This is a genomic window from Bradyrhizobium sp. WBOS07 (assembly GCF_024585165.1).
Classification (GTDB): domain Bacteria; phylum Pseudomonadota; class Alphaproteobacteria; order Rhizobiales; family Xanthobacteraceae; genus Bradyrhizobium; species Bradyrhizobium japonicum_B.
On sequence record NZ_CP029008.1, the window covers coordinates 2,737,742 to 2,757,414 of the forward strand.

Annotated in this window: 18 protein-coding genes; 12 read left to right on the top strand and 6 right to left on the bottom strand. The window is 65.7% G+C overall.

What is annotated here, in order from left to right:
- Nucleotides 1-218 precede the first annotated feature (218 nt).
- From topA to rpmG, 6 genes are all read left to right on the top strand, one after another.
- Nucleotides 219-2,993 (top strand): type I DNA topoisomerase, encoded by a 2,775-nt coding sequence (topA, locus tag DCM79_RS12880; protein WP_257180148.1) that lies wholly within the window; start codon nt 219-221, stop codon nt 2,991-2,993.
- A gap of 34 nt (nt 2,994-3,027) precedes the next feature.
- Nucleotides 3,028-5,388, top strand: a complete 2,361-nt coding sequence (rnr, locus tag DCM79_RS12885) for a ribonuclease R (protein WP_257180149.1) — start codon at nt 3,028-3,030, stop codon at nt 5,386-5,388.
- Nucleotides 5,382-5,822, top strand: coding sequence for a DUF983 domain-containing protein (locus tag DCM79_RS12890; protein WP_257180150.1), 441 nt, complete (start codon nt 5,382-5,384; stop codon nt 5,820-5,822). Before rnr ends, DCM79_RS12890 begins: the two co-directional genes overlap by 7 nt.
- Nucleotides 5,823-5,854: 32 nt before the next feature.
- Nucleotides 5,855-6,604 carry an NUDIX hydrolase gene (locus DCM79_RS12895; protein ID WP_257180151.1) on the top strand — a complete coding sequence of 250 codons (750 nt, stop codon included), beginning with the start codon at nt 5,855-5,857 and terminating at the stop codon, nt 6,602-6,604.
- Between the two features lie 336 nt (nt 6,605-6,940).
- Nucleotides 6,941-8,266 carry an LLM class flavin-dependent oxidoreductase gene (locus DCM79_RS12900; RefSeq protein ID WP_257180755.1) on the top strand — a complete coding sequence of 442 codons (1,326 nt, stop codon included), beginning with the start codon at nt 6,941-6,943 and terminating at the stop codon, nt 8,264-8,266.
- A gap of 124 nt (nt 8,267-8,390) precedes the next feature.
- Nucleotides 8,391-8,558, top strand: coding sequence for a 50S ribosomal protein L33 (gene rpmG, locus DCM79_RS12905; protein WP_007603295.1), 168 nt, complete (start codon nt 8,391-8,393; stop codon nt 8,556-8,558).
- A gap of 210 nt (nt 8,559-8,768) precedes the next feature.
- Here rpmG and DCM79_RS12910 read toward each other — a convergent pair whose 3' ends face one another.
- Nucleotides 8,769-10,049 carry an amidohydrolase/deacetylase family metallohydrolase gene (locus tag DCM79_RS12910; protein ID WP_257180152.1) on the bottom strand — a complete coding sequence of 427 codons (1,281 nt, stop codon included), beginning with the start codon at nt 10,047-10,049 and terminating at the stop codon, nt 8,769-8,771.
- Nucleotides 10,050-10,321: 272 nt separating this feature from the next.
- Complete coding sequence (locus tag DCM79_RS12915) at nt 10,322-11,560, bottom strand: MFS transporter (RefSeq protein ID WP_257180153.1); 1,239 nt, start codon at nt 11,558-11,560, stop codon at nt 10,322-10,324.
- A gap of 130 nt (nt 11,561-11,690) precedes the next feature.
- Between DCM79_RS12915 and DCM79_RS12920 the strand changes: the two genes are divergently transcribed.
- Nucleotides 11,691-12,302, top strand: coding sequence for a TetR/AcrR family transcriptional regulator (locus tag DCM79_RS12920; protein ID WP_257232013.1), 612 nt, complete (start codon nt 11,691-11,693; stop codon nt 12,300-12,302).
- Between the two features lie 298 nt (nt 12,303-12,600).
- On the opposite strand, the gene DCM79_RS12925 is transcribed toward DCM79_RS12920, so the two are convergent.
- A complete protein-coding gene (locus DCM79_RS12925) occupies nt 12,601-13,974 on the bottom strand; it encodes a PleD family two-component system response regulator (RefSeq protein ID WP_257180155.1) in 1,374 nt (457 codons plus the stop codon).
- 14 nt (nt 13,975-13,988) lie between these two features.
- Entirely contained in the window at nt 13,989-14,354 is a 366-nt protein-coding gene (locus DCM79_RS12930) for a response regulator (RefSeq protein WP_008566616.1), read from the bottom strand.
- 238 nt (nt 14,355-14,592) lie between these two features.
- Here DCM79_RS12930 and DCM79_RS12935 point away from each other — a divergent pair, with 238 nt between their 5' ends.
- From DCM79_RS12935 to DCM79_RS12945, 3 genes are read left to right on the top strand one after another with little or no spacing between them, the layout of a single operon-like run.
- A complete protein-coding gene (locus DCM79_RS12935; protein ID WP_028135907.1) occupies nt 14,593-14,904 on the top strand; it encodes a DUF3572 domain-containing protein in 312 nt (103 codons plus the stop codon).
- Nucleotides 14,901-16,190: a DNA polymerase IV gene (locus tag DCM79_RS12940; protein ID WP_257180156.1), complete on the top strand. Its 1,290-nt coding sequence runs from the start codon at nt 14,901-14,903 to the stop codon at nt 16,188-16,190. The genes DCM79_RS12935 and DCM79_RS12940 overlap by 4 nt, the downstream gene beginning before the upstream one ends.
- Nucleotides 16,190-16,597, top strand: coding sequence for an ACT domain-containing protein (locus DCM79_RS12945; RefSeq protein ID WP_257180157.1), 408 nt, complete (start codon nt 16,190-16,192; stop codon nt 16,595-16,597). The genes DCM79_RS12940 and DCM79_RS12945 overlap by 1 nt, the downstream gene beginning before the upstream one ends.
- A gap of 88 nt (nt 16,598-16,685) precedes the next feature.
- Here the strand turns inward: DCM79_RS12945 and DCM79_RS12950 are convergent, their stop codons facing one another.
- Nucleotides 16,686-17,087 (bottom strand): RidA family protein, encoded by a 402-nt coding sequence (locus DCM79_RS12950; RefSeq protein WP_135163700.1) that lies wholly within the window; start codon nt 17,085-17,087, stop codon nt 16,686-16,688.
- 212 nt (nt 17,088-17,299) lie between these two features.
- Nucleotides 17,300-18,145 (bottom strand): cell envelope integrity EipB family protein, encoded by an 846-nt coding sequence (locus tag DCM79_RS12955; RefSeq protein ID WP_257180158.1) that lies wholly within the window; start codon nt 18,143-18,145, stop codon nt 17,300-17,302.
- Between the two features lie 248 nt (nt 18,146-18,393).
- Here DCM79_RS12955 and DCM79_RS12960 point away from each other — a divergent pair, with 248 nt between their 5' ends.
- Entirely contained in the window at nt 18,394-18,861 is a 468-nt protein-coding gene (locus DCM79_RS12960; protein WP_018321130.1) for a RidA family protein, read from the top strand.
- A 6-nt stretch (nt 18,862-18,867) separates the two neighbouring features.
- Nucleotides 18,868-19,614: a glycerophosphodiester phosphodiesterase gene (locus DCM79_RS12965; RefSeq protein WP_257180159.1), complete on the top strand. Its 747-nt coding sequence runs from the start codon at nt 18,868-18,870 to the stop codon at nt 19,612-19,614.
- Nucleotides 19,615-19,673: the final 59 nt, after the last annotated feature.

Consider the following 19,673-nt stretch of genomic DNA (forward strand, 5'->3'; position numbering starts at 1 on the left):
ACCCGAATCCATGCCCCAGACGACATTACGCCGACATCGATCGCAACTCCAAGGTGGTGTTTTGCAACTTTTTCGATATGAAACTTTTCCCATTCGACGGACCTTCGGCACCCCTCGATTTGACAGCGGAGGCCTCACCACCCATGTTCGGGTCGAAACGGCCGATCCGAATCCTTTCGTTTTCGGCCTCAGATTTTCCCGTAAGTTACTGGAACTACATGAATATCGTCATTGTGGAGTCGCCGGCGAAAGCCAAGACGATCAACAAATATTTGGGCTCGTCCTATGAGGTTCTGGCCTCGTTCGGCCATGTCCGCGACCTGCCCGCGAAGAACGGCTCCGTCGATCCCGATGCCAATTTCAAGATGATCTGGGAGGTCGATCCCAAGGCGGCCGGCCGGCTCAACGACATCGCCAAGTCCCTGAAGAACGCCGACCGCCTGATTCTCGCCACCGACCCTGATCGCGAGGGTGAGGCCATCTCCTGGCACGTGCTGGAGGTGCTGAAGGAAAAGCGCGCGCTGAAGGATCAGAAGATCGAGCGGGTGGTGTTCAACGCCATCACCAAGCAGGCGGTGTCGGACGCCATGAAGCATCCGCGCCAGATCGACGGCGCGCTGGTCGACGCCTATATGGCGCGCCGCGCCCTCGACTACCTCGTCGGCTTCACGCTCTCCCCGGTGCTGTGGCGCAAGCTGCCCGGCGCCCGCTCGGCCGGCCGCGTGCAGTCGGTGGCGCTGCGCCTCGTCTGCGACCGCGAGCTCGAGATCGAGAAGTTCGTGGCGCGTGAATATTGGTCGCTGATCGCCACCCTGCTCACCCCGCGCGGCGATGCGTTCGAGGCCCGCCTCGTCGGCGCCGACGGCAAGAAGATCCAGCGTCTCGACATCGGCACCGGCGCGGAAGCCGAAGACTTCAAGAAGGCGCTGGAAGCGGCGACCTACGCCGTCACCGGGGTCGATGCCAAGCCGGCCCGGCGCAATCCGCAGGCGCCCTTCACCACCTCGACGCTGCAGCAGGAAGCCAGCCGCAAATACGGCTTTGCCCCGGCGCACACGATGCGGATCGCGCAGCGGCTCTATGAAGGCATCGACATCGGCGGCGAGACCACCGGACTCATTACTTATATGCGTACCGACGGCGTGCAGATCGATCCGTCCGCGATCACCCAGGCCCGCAAGGTGATCGGCGAGGATTACGGCAACGCCTATGTGCCGGATGCCCCGCGCCAGTACCAGGCCAAGGCCAAGAACGCGCAGGAAGCCCACGAGGCAATCCGCCCGACCGACATGTCGCGCCGCCCCGCGAGCATGAGCCGCAGGCTCGATGCCGATCAGGCGAAGCTCTATGAGCTGATCTGGAAGCGCACCATCGCCAGCCAGATGGAATCGGCCGAGCTCGAGCGCACCACCGTCGACATCACGGCGAAGGCAGGCTCCCGCACGCTGGAGCTGCGCGCCACCGGTCAGGTCGTCAAGTTCGACGGCTTCCTGGCGCTCTACCAGGAAGGCCGCGACGACGAGGAGGACGAGGATTCGCGCCGCCTGCCCGCGATGAGCCCGAACGACGCGCTGAAGCGGCAGTCGCTCTCCGTCACCCAGCACTTCACCGAGCCGCCGCCGCGCTTCTCCGAGGCCTCGCTGGTCAAGCGCATGGAAGAGCTCGGCATCGGCCGGCCCTCGACATACGCCTCGATCCTGCAGGTCCTGAAGGACCGCGGCTACGTCAAGCTGGAGAAGAAGCGCCTGCACGGCGAGGACAAGGGCCGCGTCGTGATCGCGTTCCTGGAGAGCTTCTTCAGCCGCTACGTCGAGTACGACTTCACCGCGGGCCTCGAGGAGCAGCTCGACCGCATCTCCAACAACGAGATCTCCTGGCAGCAGGTGCTGAAGGATTTCTGGACCGGCTTCATCGGCGCCGTCGACGAGATCAAGGATCTGCGCGTCGCGCAGGTGCTCGACGTGCTCGACGAGATGCTGGGGCCGCACATCTATCCGCCCCGCGCCGACGGCGGCGATATCAGGCAGTGCCCGAATTGCGGCACCGGCCGGCTGAATCTCAAGGCCGGCAAGTTCGGCGCTTTCGTCGGCTGCTCGAACTATCCGGAGTGCCGCTACACCCGCCAGCTCGCCGCCGATGGCGAGGCCAGCGCCGACCGTTCGCTCGGCCAGGATCCCGATACGGGTCGCGATGTCTGGGTCAAGGCCGGCCGGTTCGGACCCTACATCCAGCTCGGCGAGCCGAAGGATTATGAGGAAGGCGAGAAGCCCAAGCGCGCCGGCATCCCGAAAGGCACCTCGCCTGCCGATGTCGATCTCGAACTCGCGCTGAAACTGTTGTCGCTGCCGCGCGAGATCGGCAAGCATCCGGAGACCGGCGAGCCGATCACCGCCGGGCTCGGCCGCTTCGGGCCGTTCGTCAAGCACGAGAAGACCTACGCCAGCCTCGAGGCCGGCGACGAGGTGTTCGACATCGGCCTCAACCGCGCGGTGACGCTGATCGCGGAGAAGGTCGCCAAGGGCCCGAGCCGGCGCTTCGGCGCCGATCCCGGCAAGGCGCTCGGCGATCATCCCACCCTCGGCACCGTCACCGTGAAGAGCGGACGCTACGGCGCCTACGTCACCGCCGGCGGCGTCAACGCAACGATCCCTGCCGAGTTCGAAAAGGACACCGTCACGCTCGCCCAGGCCATCGCCCTGATCGACGAGCGCGCGGCCAAAGGCGGCGGCAAGAGCGGCGGCAAGGCCAAAGCCAAGAAGGCGGCAAAGCCGGCCAAGGCCAAAAAGACTGCAGAGAAGGCCGCGGACGGCGAGGACACTCCGCCAAAGCCGAAGAAACCGGCCGCGAAGAAGGCGGCCAAATCGAAAACCGAATCCACCAGCAAGGCGCGCGCCGCCGTGCCGTCGACGGCAAAAACGTCGCCGACCAAGGCCGCCGCCGCCAAATTATCGACCAGCAAGGCTCCGGCCAAGAAGAGTGCCGGCAAGACTTAGGTAGCAAGACTTGAGATCAAGAATTAGAGGTTAAGTGAAACGCAAGAATGACCATGGCTTTCCCGACCGGCAAGCCATCGTCGCCTTCATCAAGGCAAATCATGGAAAGGCCGGAACCCGCGAAATTGCACGCGAGTTCGGCCTGAAGAACGCCGATCGCGCCGAGCTCAGGCGCATGCTGCGCGAGCTCGCCGACGATGGCATCGTCAAGAAGAAGCGCCACAAGGTGTCCGAGCCGGACGCGCTGCCACCCACGCTGCTCGCCGACATTACCGGACGCGACGCCGACGGCGAATTGATCGCCTCCCCCGCCGAATGGGACGAGGTCGAAAGCGGCGAGCCGCCAAGGATCCTGATCGAGATGCCGCGCCGGCCCAGGCCCGGCACCGCCGCCGGCGTCGGCGACCGTGCGTTGCTGCGCGTCGAGCCGACCGGCGAGGACGAAGGCCCGGCCTGGCGCGGCCGCATCATCAAGGTCATCGACAAAGCCAAGAGCCGCATCCTCGGCGTGTTCAGAGAGCTTCCCGAAGGTGGCGGGCGGCTCGTGCCCGTCGACAAGAAGTTCGCCGACCGCGAGCTGAACATCGCCAAGACCGATACCGGTGGCGCACAGGATGGCGACCTCGTCAGTGTCGACATCGTCCGCTCGCGCGGCTTTGGTCTGGCCTCGGGCCGGGTCAAGGAGAAGCTCGGCTCGGTCAAGTCGGAGAAGGCGATCAGCCTGATCGCGATCTACGCTCACGACATCCCCTTGCAATTTTCCTCCGCCGCGGAGCGCGAGGCGGAAGCCGCCGAGCCCGCCAACCTGAAAGGCCGCGAGGACTGGCGCGACGTGCCGCTCGTCACCATAGATCCGCCGGATGCGAAGGATCATGACGACGCGGTGCATGCGCAGCCCGATGACGATCCCAACAACAAGGGCGGCTTCATCGTCAATGTCGCCATTGCCGACGTCAGCTTCTACGTGCGGCCGGGCTCGGCACTCGACCGCGACGCGCTCGATCGCGGCAACTCGGTCTATTTTCCCGACCGCGTCGTGCCGATGCTGCCCGAGCGAATCTCCAACAATCTCTGCTCGCTGGTACCGGGCGAGCCGCGCGGCGCGCTCGCGGTACGCATGGTGCTCGGCCCCGACGGCCGTAAGCGCTCGCACAGCTTCCACCGCATCCTGATGCGATCGGCGGCGAAGCTCGCTTACGCGCAGGCCCAGGCCGCGATCGACGGTCGGCCCGACGACACCACCGGCCCCCTGCTCGATCCGATCCTGAGGCCGCTCTACGCCGCCTATGCCTGCGCCAAGCGCGCCCGTGACGAGCGCGATCCGCTCAATCTCGATCTGCCCGAGCGCAAGATCCTGCTCAAAAGCGACGGCACGGTCGATCGCGTCGTCGTTCCCGAGCGTCTCGATGCGCACAAGCTGATCGAGGAGTTCATGATCCTCGCCAACGTCGCGGCCGCGGAAATGCTGGAGAAGAAATCGCTCCCGCTGATCTACCGCGTGCACGACGAGCCAACGCTGGAGAAAGTCCACGCGCTCTCCGAATTCCTGGAGACGCTCGACATCCCCTTCACCAAGTCGGGTGCGCTGCGGCCGACGCTGTTCAACCGCGTGCTGGCCCAGCTCGAAGGCCACGATTATTACCCGCTGGTCAGCGAGGTGGTGCTGCGCGCGCAGGCGCAGGCGGAATATTCCTCGGAGAATTACGGGCACTTCGGCCTGAACCTGCGCCGCTACGCGCATTTCACCTCGCCGATCCGCCGCTACGCCGACCTCGTCGTGCACCGCGCGCTGGTCCGCGCGTTGGGCTTGGGCGAAGGCGCCCTGCCCGACAGCGAGACGCCGGAAGGCTTGAGCGAGGTCGCCGCGCATATCTCGCTGACCGAACGGCGCGCCATGAAGGCGGAGCGCGAGACGGTCGACCGCCTGATCGCGCATCACCTCGCCGACCGCATCGGCGCCAGCTTCCAGGGCCGCGTCTCCGGCGTCACCCGCGCCGGCCTGTTCGTGAAGCTGAGCGACACCGGCGCCGATGGATTGATCCCGATCCGATCCCTCGGCACGGAATATTTCAACTATGACGAGAGCCGGCACGCGCTGGTCGGCACGCGCAGCGGCACCATGTACCAGCTGGGCGATGTCGTCGATGTCCGCCTGATCGAAGCCGCCCCCATTGCGGGCGCGCTGCGCTTCGAGCTGCTGTCATCCTCCAGCGAGACCGCGCCGCGCCAGCGCCGGCCGCTCAGTGCGCCGCGCAAATCCTCCAAGCCCCATCCCGGACGCAGTCCGGAGAGAAAACGCAAGCCGGCGAAGCCGAAATCCGGCAAGCCTGGAAAGGGCAAGGGAAAGAACAAGGGAAAGAACAAGGGCAAAGGCAAGAAGGGCAAGGCATGGTGACGATGAGCACGGCCCCGAAAATCTGGACGCGCGAGACCGGTCTCGTCGAGAAGCGCGACGTCTTTGCGGCGATGCGGCGCGGCTTTCGCGGCCGTTGCCCGCGCTGCGGCGAGGTCAAGCTGTTCCGCGCTTTCCTGAAGACGGCGGACAATTGCGCCACATGCGGGCTCGATTTCACGCCGCATCGCGCCGACGATCTGCCCGCCTATCTCGTCATCGTCATCGTCGGCCACATCGTGGTGCCGGCCGTCTTGTGGATCGAGACCAATTACACCACGCCGGTCTGGATCAGCTTCGCCGCCTATCTGCCCTTCACCTTCCTCGCCTCGCTTGCGCTGCTGCAGCCGGTCAAGGGAGCTGTGGTCGGCCTGCAATGGGCTCTGCGCATGCACGGGTTTGACGACAACCCTCCGGATGGTATTCCGCCGGTGTAGGCATAATAAGCAAGAAGAGTTCGGGTGAGGACATGACGGACACGTCGCAAGCGGACGAAAAGGCAAGAATTCACGAGGGCAAGGAAGCCGACCACCATCCCTATTTCCGTCCGAAGGATGCCGCGACGCTGATCCTGGTCGATCGCAGCGGCGCCGTTCCGAAAGTGCTGGTCGGCAAGCGCCACGACAAGGTGGTGTTCATGCCCGGCAAGTTCGTCTTCCCGGGCGGCCGCGTCGACAAGGCCGATTATCGCGTGCCCTGTGCGGCGCCCATCACGCCCGAGCTGGAGGCCAATCTCGCCAAGGGCAGCCCGAAGACGCCGGCCTCGCGCGCGAAGTCGCTCGCCATTGCCGCGATCCGCGAGGCCTGCGAGGAGACCGGGCTCTGTCTCGGTCGCAAGGCAGAGGTGAAGGCGAAGCTCGATGGTCCATGGAAGCCGTTCGCCGATGCCGGCCTCTTGCCCGATCCGTCAAGCCTGTTCCTGATTGCCCGCGCGATCACCCCGCCCGGCCGCGTCAAGCGCTTCGACACGCGCTTCTTCACCGCGGATGCCTCGGCGATCACCCACCGCGTCGACGGCGTGATCCATGCCGATGCCGAGCTGGTCGAGCTGGTCTGGGTCGAGCTCGGCTCGAAGCCGCTCGCCGACCTGCATCCGATGACGCGCAACGTGCTCAACGAGCTCGACACCCGCCTTGCCACCGGCCCGCTCCGCCACGACGCACCGGTGCCGTTCTTCCATTTCTACGGCGGCAAGATGCAGAAGGATGTTTTGGGCTGAGCCGCTCTCGACGTCATTCCCGAAGCGTTGCAAGTTGCTTCTTGGCAGCCGTCGAGCGCACGCCTCGTCCTTCGAGACGACCGCTTCGCGGTCTCCTCAGGATGAGGCTAGGTTGCATTCTTGCCTGTTGAATCTGGCGCCGCAACTTCAGTCCTCATCCTGAGGGCCCGCCAACGGCGGGCGTCTCGAAGGATGGCCGCAGGCGACGGCTGAAATGACGAGATTGTGCTGAGCGCACATCGAAAAACAAAATAATCTTCCCGCCGCCCGCCGATGGCGGAGCTCCGCGGCATGCCTATGTCTTCCCCGAGCGTCACCAAGAACGGACACCGGGCGATGGCACAACGGCAACTCAAGCTTGGCGCGTTCATGCGCCCGATCAGCATCCACACCGGCGCCTGGCGCTATCCCGGGGCCTGGCCCGACGCCAATTTCAACTTCCCGCACATCAAGACGCTGATCCAAAAGCTCGAGGCCGGCAAGTTCGACGCCTTCTTCATGGCCGATCACCTCGCCGTGCTGAACATGCCGATCGACGCGCTCAAGCGCAGCCACACCGTGACCTCGTTCGAGCCGTTCACGCTGCTATCGGCGCTCTCGGCCGTGACCGAGCGCATCGGCCTGATCGCGACCGGCTCGACCACGTTCGACGAGCCTTATCACGTCGCGCGGCGCTTCGCCTCGCTCGACCATCTCAGCGGCGGCCGCGCCGGCTGGAATATCGTCACCACCTCGAATCCTGACGCGGCGCTGAATTTCGGCCTCGACGATCACATGGAGCACGCCGAGCGCTACAAGCGTGCCCGTGAGTTCTACGACGTCGTCACCGGCCTGTGGGATTCCTTCGCCGACGACGCCTTCGTGCGCGACGTCGAGAGCGGCCTGTTCTTCGATCCCGCCAGGATGCACACGCTCGACCATCACGGCAAATATCTGAAGGTGCGCGGCCCGCTCAACATCGCGCGGCCCGTGCAGGGCTGGCCGGTGATCGTGCAGGCCGGCGCCTCCGAGGACGGCAAGCAGCTCGCGGCTGAAACCGCGGAAGCCGTGTTCACCGGCGGCGGCAGCCTCGCGGACGGGCAGAAACTCTATGCCGACATCAAGAGCCGCATGGAGAAGATCGGCCGCGACCCCGAGCATCTGAAGATTCTGCCCGGCGCTTTCGTCGTGGTCGGCGACAGCGTCGATGAAGCCAGGGAGAAGCGCGCTTTGCTCGACAGCCGCGTGCATTACGACAGCGCCATCGCCTCGCTCTCCGTCATTCTCGGCACCGACGCCTCGACCTTCGATCCCGACGGGCCCCTGCCCGAGATCCCCGAGACCAATGCCAGCAAGAGCGGCCGCCAGCGCATGGTCGATCTCGCCAGGCGCGACAAGCTCACCGTGCGCCAGCTCGCCCAGCGCGTCGGCGGCTATGGCGGGCTCTCGTTTGTCGGCACCGCCAAGACCATCGCCGACCAGATGGAGGAATGGCTGGTCGGGCGCGGCTGCGACGGCTTCAACATCATGTTCCCATTCCTGCCCGCCGGCCTCGACGATTTCGTCGACAAGGTCGTCCCGGAGCTGCAGAAGCGCGGGATTTTCCGCAAGGAGTATGAAGGGGCCACTTTGAGGGAGAATCTGGGCCTGCCGCGGCCGAAAAACCGCTTCTTCGAGGCCTGATCGGCCCGATTTGGGTGGTTTTCGGGGTGTAAAACCTTGACATCAGGCGGTTTCTGGCTAGGTTGCCGGCCAACGCGGGCCGTTTGGCCGGCTCCAGATTCCCCGATATTCTGAGGTTCACAACATGGCCAAAGCGGTCACCATCAAGGTCAAGCTCGTGTCCTCGGCCGACACCGGCTTCTACTACGTCGCCAAGAAGAATTCGCGCACCATGACCGACAAGCTGGTCAAGAAGAAGTACGATCCGGTCGCGCGCAAGCACGTCGAATTCCGCGAAGCCAAGATCAAGTAAGATCAGCGAAGCGTTGAAGAGTTTTGCGGGGCCCTTTCGGGCCCCGTTTTCGTTTCAACTCCGCTCGTGTCCCGGACGCGGTGCAGCGCGGAGCGCTGCTCCTGAGAAGCCGGGACCCATAAAGCAACACGGCGCCCTGACGAGACATGGGCCCCGGCGCTGCAGCGCACCGTCGAAGTGACGCTGCGCTACGTCCGGGGCACGAGCCCGCTATCTCACCGCAAACGGCGCCTGATAAGGCCGCCCGAAGGGCACGCCGTTGATCACGGTCTGGACCGGCTTGAGATGGGCCTTGCCGTCCCTCTTGTTGTTGCGGGTGTCGACGAAGCTGACCGGCCCCTCCGCCAGCTCCATGATGGCGACGTCGCCGGGCGCACCGACTTGCAGCGTGCCGATCTTCGGCGCGCGATCGATGATCTTCGCCGGAGCAATGGTGGCCATCGCGACCACCTGCTCCAGGGTGAAGCCGAGCGTCATGAACTTGCTCATCACGTTGGGTAGGAACGGAATGCCCGGCGAATTGCCGGAGAAGACGTGGATGTCCGAGGAGATGGTGTCGGGCGCGCAGCCACCGGCGATCGCCACGTCCGCCACGGTGAAATCGAAGCTGCCGCCGCCATGACCGACGTCGAACATGACGCCGCGCTGCTTGGCGGCGAGCGCCGCGGGCAGCAGCTTGCCGTCCTGAACGATGTTGGTGAAGACGTTGGACATGTTTGGGGCGCCCGAATAGGCGTGCGTCAGCACGTCGCCCGGCCGCAGCATGTCGAGGATCTGCGACATCAACTCCTTGGACTCGACGCCGCCGATATGCACCATCATCTTCGCCGGCCAGCCGCACATCTCGCACGCCTGGATGGCGCGCTTCAGCGGCTCGAGCCCGTGCTTGTAGATCACGTTCTCCGACATCCGCACTTTGACCCCGAGCAGGAAATCGCGGTTCTCGGCGAGCGCCATCGCGCAGGCTTCGGTCTGGGCGACGTCGATATTGTACAGCTCGGCGGCCGGGAACGCCGACAGGCCGTTATTGGCGATGTGGACGAAGGCGTACATCCGCGCCCGCGTCTGGGCCACGATGAAGCGGCGCAGCGCCGCCAGATTGTTGACCCCGGCATCGCCCGCCGAGACGACGGTCGTCGTGGCCTGGAATTGCACCAGCTCGTCGGCGGGAATGCCGATCGCCGAGCCGTAGGGATAGACGTGACTATGCAGATCGATGAGGCCTGGCATCACCAGCTTGCCCGACGCGTCGATGCTCTTAAGCGTCCGCTCGGCCGGGATCGCTTCCTGCACGGCTTCGATGACACCCCAGCGGATGCCGATATCGCGCCTGGCGCGCAGCGACTGGCTGGGGTCGAGCACCTCGCCGCCGCGGATCACCAGGTCGTATTTGTCGTTCGGGCCCATCGCGGCCCGCACCGGCGCGGCGAGGCCGAGGGCGGCGGCGGATGTCGAAAGTGCCAGGAAATCACGGCGTGACAACGCGGACATGACGGTCCCCCCTATGTTGTTGTTTGTGGCTTCGACGAGCGGCTCCGCCTCCGGCGCCAACGCAGGCATTCAGAATGAAAGGATTGGAGCTGGAGTCACGTCGTCCGGAGGGACCGATCCTACGGCTGCATGCGGGCGCTGGCGAGCTACGAAATTTCTCCGGACCCGCATGAACCTTACGTGACCGGCGTCGACTAAAGCGGTCGCAGCCGCTGGGCGGCGCGTCGTGCGCTACCAGTTCCCAACCGGACGTTCATGAGCGCCCTACTCGCTTACGCCGCCTTCAGCACCGGCGCCGGCGGCTGCGACGGCCTGACCAGCGCGAACGCCACCTGCACGATGCCGCCGGCAAGGCCGAGCGCCACACCGATGCGCCAGGCCATGGTGTAGGAGCCGAGCGCGTCGTAGAGCACGCCGCCGCCGTAGGCGCCGAGGAAGCTGCCGATCTGGTGGCTCATGAAGGCGAGGCCCTGGATCATCGCCTGCCAGCGCAGGCCGAACATCTCGGCGACGGCGCCCGCGACCAGCGGGCCGACGCCCATCCACAGGAAGCCCATGATCGCGCCGAACAGCAGCGTCGAGAACGGCGTCGCCGGCAGCGTGAAGTACCAGGCGAGCGCCAGCGAGCGCAGGATATAGATGCCGCCCAGCAGTGCGAGCTTGTTCCAGCGCTGGCCGGCCCAGCCGAAGAACAGCGAACCCAGCACGTTGAAGCCGCCGATCATGCCGAGCGTCTGCGCGCTAAGCATCGGATCGAGGCCGCATATCGCCAGATAGGACGGCAGATGCGTGGTGAGGAACACGAGCTGCATGCCGCAGACCAGATAGGCGCCGGTCATCACCACGAAGGACGCATTGCCGAACGCGGTTTTTGCCGCGGTCACCGCGCTGGCTTCGTCGATCTCGTCGGCGGCCGGCTTCGGCAGCGGCACCTGGTCGACACGCCCGGCGTACCACGCCGCCGGGATCATCAGCACGGACATGACGACGAAGCCGGCAAGGCCGACGCGCCAGCCAAAGCCCTCGTTGAGCATCTGCCCGATCGGCGCCGACAGCAGTGCGCCGAGCGAGCCCGCGCCGGAGACGATGCCGAGCACCGTCGAGCGCACCGTCGCAGGGACCGCGCGTGCCGCCACCGACATCGCGATCGCGGCCGCGGTGCAGGCCAGCGACGTCCCGATCAGCACGCCGGCGCCGATCATGATGCTGACAAGCCCGTTCGCGGTCGCCATCAGCGCGAGGCCGACGATGTACAGCAATGCGCCGACGATCATGACTGGCCGGAAGCCGTAGCGCGCCGTCATCGCGCCGGCGAGCGGCTGCAGAAACCCCCAGGCGAGGTTCTGCACCGCCAGCGCCAGCGTGAAATCCGAGATCGAGATGTGGATATCGCGCGTCAGCGGCTGCATGAAGATGCCGAGGCTCTGCCGCAGCCCCATGCTCAGCGTCAGCATGATCGAAGCGCCGATGAGGATCGGCAAGGTCGGACGCAGGACCTGCAGCAGGGGCATTTTTCTTCTCCCTTTTGGGCACGGCGCAGATGCCGTCGTCCGCTTTTGCCGCTGATTTTGGTTACACAGACCTGTGTACTTAGGCTATGATCGGCGCGTGCTGTCAAGCCAACAGGACGCATTCTGCCGCATGGCTCCCCCGCCCGCCCCACAGACGATGAAAGAGCGGATCCTCGAGACCGCCGACAAGCTGTTCTATCTGCAAGGCATTCGCGCGATCGGCGTCGACACCATCGCGGCCGAGATCGGCATCAGCAAGCGCACGCTGTACAACCACTTCCCGTCCAAGGACGCGCTGATCGCGGCTTACCTCGAGCGCCGTTTCGTGCACGCATCCCCCTCCGACAAGCCGCCGACCGAGCAGATCCTCGCCACCTTCGATTCGCTGGAGCGGCGTTTTGCGGCGAAAAATTTTCGCGGCTGCCCGTTCGTGAACGCGGTCGCCGAGCTCGGCCCGGCCGACCGCGCCGTGAAGAAGATCGCCGTCGCCTTCAAGGAAAGCCGCCGCCTCTGGTTTCGCGACCGCCTGAGCGAGCTCGGCGTAGCGGATGCCGACGCGCTCGCGACCCAGCTCGTGCTGCTGGTCGACGGCTCCATCGCCCAGGACCTCGTGCGCGACGACCCGGCGATGGCGCGCGCGGCGAAGGAAGCGGCGAAGGTGCTGCTGCGGAATGCGGGGGTGGATGTGGGGGACGATGCATTGAAGGCCGCGACGACGCAAGACAAACGTCCACCACACTGACCACCATCGCCGCATCGGACGGTGTCATCACCCGCGAAGGCGGGGCATCCAGTATTCCAGAGCCGATTGTGATTGAACCGAAAGGCCGCGGCGTACTGGATTCCCCGCTTTCGCGGGGAATGACAGCGGCGCCTGGGGGGCGTCGCGATCCAATCAACATGCTCCTGTTTTGCCCGACACGTCAAAGGGCGCGACCAGCAGCGCAAAGGCCATTTCGGCCCCACGTAACCTATTGATCCGACTGGCGCCGGCTACTGTGCATGGGGTTGTTTTCGCAATTTTTGTGTCGCGGCGGCCCTCACGCCGCCTGCGACACCACGCGGTTGCGGCCGTCGTGCTTGGCGCGGTAGAGCGCGGTGTCGGCGCGCTTGAGCACGTCGGCGACCGCCTCGCCCTTCCGCTCCAGCGTGGTGAGGCCGATCGAGATCGTGACCTCGATGCGCTTGGCGCCCTTGTGGATCGCGAACGGCTCGCCCGCGATCGAGCGGCGCAGGCGCTCGGCGACCATGCCGGCGACGTGGAGATCGGTCTCCGGCATCACGATGACGAACTCCTCGCCGCCGTAACGGCAGGCAAGGTCAATGCCGCGGATCGACTTGCGCACCCGCACCGCGAATTCGCGCAGCACGTCGTCGCCGGCGTCGTGGCCGTAATTGTCGTTGATCGACTTGAAGAAGTCGATGTCCAGGATCATCAGCGCCAGCGGCTTGCCGCGGGTCGAGGCCTGCTCGGCGAGCGTCGCCAGATGGCTCTCCATGTAGCGGCGATTGTGCAGGCCGGTGAGCGCGTCGGTGATCGCCATCTCGATCGAGTTCTGCACGTTGTCGCGCAAATGATCGGTGTAGCGGCGGCGGCGGATCTGGGTGCGGGCGCGGGCCAGCAGCTCGGTCTTGTCGATCGGGCGCAGCAGATAGTCGTTGACGCCGATCTCGAGGCCGCGCAGCAGCCGCGTCGAGTTCTCGGGATCGGCGATCGCCAGGATCGGCACATGGCGCGTGCGCTCCAGCGAGCGCGCCTGGCTGCAGAGGCGGAGGCCGTCGAAATTGTTGAGGTCGAGCGAGACGATGAGCAGGTCGTAATTGCCCTCGGCGGCGTGGAATAGCGCTTCCGTCGGATTGGGCTCGACGTCGATGGTGTGCTCGGCGGCAAGGATCGTCGCCAGCCGCTCGTAGGAGGACTGGCGGTCGTCGACCAGGAGGATGCGGCCGCCCTTGCCGGTGTCGGCGACGGCGCTGCGCTCGGGCGCCTGCATGCCGATCTCGAGCGAGGTGATGGCGCGCATGCGCAGCTCGTCGGTCATCATCTTCAGCCGCGTCAGCGAGCGCACGCGCGCGATCAGCACGACGTCGGAGACGGGCTTGGTCAGGAAGTCATCGGCGCCGGCCTCGAGCCCGCGATTGCGGTCGGAGGGACTGTCGAGCGCCGTGACCATGACGACGGGAATGTGATGGGTGGCAGGGTCGGACTTGAGGCGGCGGCACACCTCGAAGCCGTCCATGTCGGGCATCATCACGTCGAGCAGGATGATGTCGCATTCGGCGCGATGGCAGATCGCCAGCGCCTCGGTGCCGTTCGAGGCGGTCATCACGTCGAAATATTCGGCGGAAAGGCGGGCCTCTAGCAGCTTGACGTTGGCAGGGACGTCATCGACGACCAGGATACGCGCAGACACTGTGAACTCACTTCCTATCCGATAAAACGCCGGACCGTCTCAATGAATTTGCCGACCGAGATCGGCTTGGACAAATAGGCCTCGCAGCCGCCCTCGCGGATGCGTTCTTCGTCGCCCTTCATCGCGAACGCCGTGACCGCGACGACGGGAATGGCACGCAGCTCCGGATCGTCCTTGATCCAGCGCGTCACCTCGAGGCCGGAGACCTGCGGCAGCTGGATATCCATCAGCACGAGGTCGGGCCGCATCTTGCGAACGAGGTCGAGCGCCTCATAGCCGTTGCTGGTCCCGGAGGTCTGGTAGCCGTGCGCCTCCAACAGGTCGCGGAAGAGCTTCATGTTGAGCTCGTTGTCTTCCACGATCAGGACGGTCTTGGCCATCCCGCCCTCCTGATTGGTCCGCAGGACCGATACATGTGACGCCTCAGACGCCGCTTTCCGGCGTTTCGAAAACTGGATTCAAACTAGCCTCAGATTCGCTTGAGTTTCGTTAAACCCGAGGGTCGACTTTCTGCGATGTGGTTTCCAGTTGCTTGTCTGGGGTCGGAAGACTCAGGGGCGAGACTCGGGCATGATGCAAAGTAGACACCGAAAGTTAACGGAAAGGCAAACCGTCCCCTTGAAAAAGCCTGTTCACAACCCCCGCGAAGTCGCTGAAATCGTTGCGATTCAGGCTCTGTCCTTCGTCGCGAGCGAGCCCGAGCGACTGGGCCTGTTCCTGGCCGAGACAGGGGTCGGTCCGGAGACCCTGCGCAATGCCGCCGCGGACCCCAATTTCCTGCTCAGCGTGCTCGATTTCGTGATGCGCGATGACGCCACCGTGAAGGCCTTCGCCGGCTCGGTCGAGCTGCACCCGACCAACGTTGCCGCAGCGCGGCAGGTCCTCGGCGACTCGCTCGGCGATCCCTCCTGGGAGCGCGACGTGCCGTGACCGTCCCCGACCCGGCCGGGCCCCGCTGCTTCTGCCGGGATTGTCTGGCCGATCTGGATATGGCGGTGCGACGCTGCTCGGCCTGCGGTTCCCCCCGTCTCGTCCGCCACCGCGCCCTGTCCACCCTGACCATCGCCCATATCGACTGCGACGCCTTCTACGCGACCGTCGAGAAGCGGGACAACCCCGACATTGCCGACAAGCCCGTCATCATCGGCGGTGGCAAGCGCGGCGTGGTATCGGCCGCCTGCTACATCGCGCGCACTTATGGCGTGCGCTCGGCAATGCCGATGTTTCGGGCGCTGGAGGCCTGCCCGCATGCGACCGTGATCCCTCCCGACATGGCGAAGTACGTCCGGGTCGGCCGCGAGGTGCGCCAGGCCATGCAGGCGCTGACGCCGCTGGTCGAGCCGCTGTCGATCGACGAGGCCTTCCTCGATCTCTCCGGCACCGAGCGCGTGCACGGCATGGCCCCGGCCAAGGTGCTGGCGCGCTTTGCCCGCGAGGTCGAGCGCGACATCGGCATCTCCGTCTCGGTCGGCCTGTCCTGCAACAAGTTCCTGGCCAAGATCGCCTCCGACCTCGACAAGCCCAGAGGCTTTGCCGCGCTCGACCAGGAGGAGGCGCGCATAATGCTGGCGGACAAGCCGGTCGGCTTCATCTTCGGCGTCGGCCCCGCCACGCAGGAGCGCCTCGTGCAGCGCGGCTTCCGCGTCATCGCCGACCTGCAGAAGGCCGACGAGATCGAGCTGATGCGGCAGTTTCCCAGCGACGGCCGCAGGCTGTGGCGGCTCGCGCGCGGCATCGACGACCGCCGCGTCGAACCTGACCGGGGCGCCAAGACCATCTCCAGCGAAACCACGTTCGAGACCGACATCCGCGATTTCGCGGCGCTGGAGAGGATCCTGTGGCGGCTGTGCGAGAAGACCTCGTCGCGGCTGAAGAGCAGCGAGCTCGCCGGCTCGACCGTCACGCTGAAACTGAAGACCGCCGACTTTCGTCAGCGAACGCGCTCGCAGTCGATCGCCGCCCCGACGCAGCTGGCCGCGAAGATCTTCTCGATCTGCCGCGAGATGCTGGCGAAGGAGATCGACGGCACCGCTTTCCGCCTGATGGGCGCCGGTGTCAGCGCGCTGCGCGAGGGCTCGCCCGCCGGCGACACCGACATGCTCGACCGCCGCGCCGCCCATGCCGAGCGCGCGGTGGACAGCCTGCGCAAGAAGTTCGGCAGCGCCGCGGTGATCCGCGGCATCGCCTATGAGGGCCCGGAGAAGGCGCCGGAGTGATGACGGCTGAACGCGATCTACAAGTGCTGCTGCGAGGCATGAAGCCGGAGCTGCGGCCGGGCATCTTCGTGTTCTGCACGATCCCGGCAAATGAGCGCATTCCGGCGGCGATCAGCCCCCTGCTGACGTTTCGCGAGCAGGAAGGCACAACGCTGGTGATCCCTCGTGAAGACGCTGAAGCCGCGGGACTGCGCTATGCGTTCGCTTCGCGCCTGATCACCCTGACGGTTCACTCCGCGCTCGACGCTGTCGGCTTCCTGGCGGCGATCACGGCGCGCCTCGCCGAAGCCGGCATCAGCGTGAATGCCGTTTCGGCGTTCCATCATGACCATCTCTTCGTGCCCGTTGACAGGGCGGACGAAGCGATGGCGCTGCTGCTAGAGCTGTCTGCGGCGATGCGCTCGTAGCCCGCATGGAGCGCAGCGCAATCCGGGGCAGTGCGTCCTAAGTGGCAGGTTTCCCGGATTACGCTGCGCTCCATCCGGGCTACGAAAATCAATCCGCGACTGCAATCGCCTCGATCTCGATCAGCCATTCCGGCGCGGCGAGCGCGGAGACGCCGACAAGCGTGGACGCCGGTGGCTCCATGCCTTCGAAGAAGGCCGAGCGGGCCTTGCCGATGATCGGCCGCAGCTCCGGCTTGTAGTTCACGACGAAGGTCGTGATCTTGACGATGTTGGAATAGCTCGCGCCGGCCGCCTTCAACGCGTGGCCGAGGTTCTGCATCACCTGCGTGGTCTGTGCGGCGATATCCCCCTCGCCGACGATCCGTCCCTCCTCGTCCACCGAGACCTGGCCCGAGATGTAGATGGTGCGCGCGCCTGAGGCGGTGACGACGTGGGAATAAGCGGGATTGTGATGCAGGCCGCTGGGGCGGAGATGGTCGAGCTTGGGCATGGTGCTTGCCTCCCTGAGGTTTCTGGTTGGAAGGAGCGTAGCTGGGGAGTGTGACGAGAGCTAGTCTGCCACTGCGAAGATTGGTCGCGTAGGGTGGGCAAAGCGAAGCGTGCCCACGATTTTGCCCATCGCTGAAAGGTGGTGGGCACTGCGCGCGAAGTGCGCGCCTTTGCCCACCCTAAGGCACTGGTCGCGCAGGATGAGCTCTGCCCTCAATTGCAGGGCTTGCTGTCCTTGACGTCGAACTTGCCCATCGCGCCGGAAATGACGAAGTCGTTGTAGTCGAGCACGAGCTGGCGCGAGACGCCGTTCTCGTAGAGCTCGAACGCCATCGCATAGACCGGTGTCTGCTCGCCCTCCTTCTGCGGGGCGTCGCGGTCGAAATAGCTGACGGTGACCGGCCAACGCTTGAGCGACTTCATGTGCTCGTCCGACGTCGAGGGATCGGCGGAGGTGGCGCGGTCGGCGGGAACCGGCTGACCGATCACGGTCAGCGTGTTGTAGACCTTCTGGCCGTCGTCGGAGCCGTCATAGACCGAGAGCTCGAGCAGCGATTTGCCGTCCCGGGCGGCGGCGATGATGCGCTGGATCTGCTCGGTCGGGAACACGATGCTGCCGTCGAGGGTGAAACTCTTCGGCGCCGGCAGCTTCAGCTTGACGTTGATGTGGTCGCCGTCGCGCTCGGCCATGCCGTCGACCCGGCCGGCATCGGCCTCGTTCATGCGCGTCTCGATCTTGAAGCGGTAGCTCTTGCCGGCGGCATCCTCCCAGGAATTGGAACGGAGATCGCTGAGCGTGACCTTGCCCTCGCCGCTGTCGAGCTCGGAGACCTGGCGGAATTCGGAGGTGTAGCCCTCGCACGCGCTGCCGGTGAAGTTGTAGAGGATGCGGCCGCGCGCGCTGTTGACCGAGTTGGAGCGCGATTTCACCAGGCTGAGGTCATAGAGCGCCTGGTGCGGCAGGAACGGACCGTTGGCGGCTAGCGCGCCCTCGCCAAGGCCGAAACTGGCCGCCGCGAGCGCCATCACACCGAGCGAAGTCCGGAAAAGGTGCACCATGTCTATTCCTTGGGGGCGCGTCCCTGCGAAGCGCAGATTCGACATTTTAATGACCGTTCCATTGCGTCGCAACTGAGGCCGTTTCACGTAAAGTTGGCCCCTTGGCGCTGAACCTGCTGTCCGATCTCAACAAATACGGGCCCCTTGCGGTTGCTTGCATGTGGCGGCCCGATGGGCGAAACAGGGCGCGCCCGGCTACCTTTGCGGACGCGCCGGGGCGAATGATTTTTTGGACAACGAGGTCGGACATGGCGGGCACGGTCGAGCAGAAGCTGGCGGAACAGGGCATCAAGCTGCACGAGGCCCCTACGCCCGTCGCCAATTACGTCCCGTTCGTGCGCACCGGCAATCTGCTGTTCGTCTCCGGCCAGGTCTGCTTCGATCCCGCCGGCAAGCTGATCGCCAAGGGCAAGCTGGGTGCCGGCGTCTCCATCGAGGACGGCGCCGCGGCCGCCCGCGGCTGCGCGGTGAACCTGCTGGCCCAGGTCAAGGCGGCGCTCGGCGATCTCGACAAGGTGGTGCGCGTGGTGCGGCTCGGCGGCTTCATCAACTCGGCGCCGGACTTCCTGGACGGGCCGAAGGTACTCAACGGCGCCTCCGACCTGATGGTCGCCGCCTTCGGCGACAAGGGCCGCCATGCCCGCACCACCGTCGGCGTCGCCTCGCTGCCCGCCGATGCCGCGGTCGAGGTCGACGGCGTGTTCGAGGTCGCCTGACGCGACATGCGCGCGCCCGATTGGCTGACAGCCCGGCCGGTCGCCCATCGCGGCCTGCATGACATCTCCCGTGGCATCGTCGAAAACATGCCCGGCGCGGTGCAGGCCGCGATCGCGGGCAACTTCGCGATCGAGGTCGACATCCAGCTCTCCGCCGACGGCGAGGCGATGGTGCATCACGACCATGCCCTCGGCCGCCTCACCGAGGCCACCGGCGACGTGATCTCGAAGACGGCGGCCGAGCTCAAGGCCGTCAGGTTCAAGGACACGCCCGAGCGGATGATGTCGTTGTCCGACCTCTGCGCCCTCGTCGCCGGCCGCGTGCCGCTGGTGATCGAGGTGAAGAGCCATTTTGCCGGCGACCGCAAGCTGGTGAAGCGGATGGCCGAGGTGCTGGCGTCCTATGACGGACCAGCCGTCGGCATGTCCTTCGATCCCGACCAGGTGCTGGCGCTGCGCGAGCTGCTGCCCTCCCGTCCGCGCGGCATCGTCGCGCAGCGGACCTATGAGGACGATTACTGGGCGAGGCTGACGCGGGAGCAGCGCGACAGCATGCTGTACCTGCGCCACGGCTTTCGCACCCAACCCCACTTCGTGGCGTTTCGGGTCGACGACCTCCCGGCCCCCGCCCCCTGGATCGCCCGCAACATCTTCGGCTGCGCCCTGCTCGGCTGGACCGTCCGCACGCCGGAGCAGCGAACCCGGGTCGGGCAATACGCGGACCAGATGATTTTCGAGGGGTTCGTGCCGTAGGCCTCGCTCGTGTCCCGGACGCGCTACAGCGTGAAACGCTGCTGCGCAGAGCCGGGACC

Excerpts from the sequence above, each read along its gene's own strand:
- DCM79_RS12955 (WP_257180158.1), bottom strand. The coding sequence starts at position 18,145 with ATGGTGCACCTTTTCCGGACTTCGCTCGGTGTGATGGCGCTCGCGGCG.
- DCM79_RS12915 (WP_257180153.1), bottom strand. The coding sequence starts at position 11,560 with ATGCCCCTGCTGCAGGTCCTGCGTCCGACCTTGCCGATCCTCATCGGC.
- DCM79_RS12920 (WP_257232013.1), top strand. The coding sequence starts at position 11,691 with ATGGCTCCCCCGCCCGCCCCACAGACGATGAAAGAGCGGATCCTCGAG.
- DCM79_RS12910 (WP_257180152.1), bottom strand. The coding sequence starts at position 10,049 with ATGTCCGCGTTGTCACGCCGTGATTTCCTGGCACTTTCGACATCCGCC.
- DCM79_RS12890 (WP_257180150.1), top strand. The coding sequence starts at position 5,382 with ATGGTGACGATGAGCACGGCCCCGAAAATCTGGACGCGCGAGACCGGT.
- DCM79_RS12950 (WP_135163700.1), bottom strand. The coding sequence starts at position 17,087 with ATGCCCAAGCTCGACCATCTCCGCCCCAGCGGCCTGCATCACAATCCC.
- DCM79_RS12930 (WP_008566616.1), bottom strand. The coding sequence starts at position 14,354 with ATGGCCAAGACCGTCCTGATCGTGGAAGACAACGAGCTCAACATGAAG.
- DCM79_RS12895 (WP_257180151.1), top strand. The coding sequence starts at position 5,855 with ATGACGGACACGTCGCAAGCGGACGAAAAGGCAAGAATTCACGAGGGC.
- DCM79_RS12965 (WP_257180159.1), top strand. The coding sequence starts at position 18,868 with ATGCGCGCGCCCGATTGGCTGACAGCCCGGCCGGTCGCCCATCGCGGC.
- DCM79_RS12945 (WP_257180157.1), top strand. The coding sequence starts at position 16,190 with ATGACGGCTGAACGCGATCTACAAGTGCTGCTGCGAGGCATGAAGCCG.
- topA (WP_257180148.1), top strand. The coding sequence starts at position 219 with ATGAATATCGTCATTGTGGAGTCGCCGGCGAAAGCCAAGACGATCAAC.
- DCM79_RS12900 (WP_257180755.1), top strand. The coding sequence starts at position 6,941 with ATGGCACAACGGCAACTCAAGCTTGGCGCGTTCATGCGCCCGATCAGC.
- DCM79_RS12960 (WP_018321130.1), top strand. The coding sequence starts at position 18,394 with ATGGCGGGCACGGTCGAGCAGAAGCTGGCGGAACAGGGCATCAAGCTG.
- rpmG (WP_007603295.1), top strand. The coding sequence starts at position 8,391 with ATGGCCAAAGCGGTCACCATCAAGGTCAAGCTCGTGTCCTCGGCCGAC.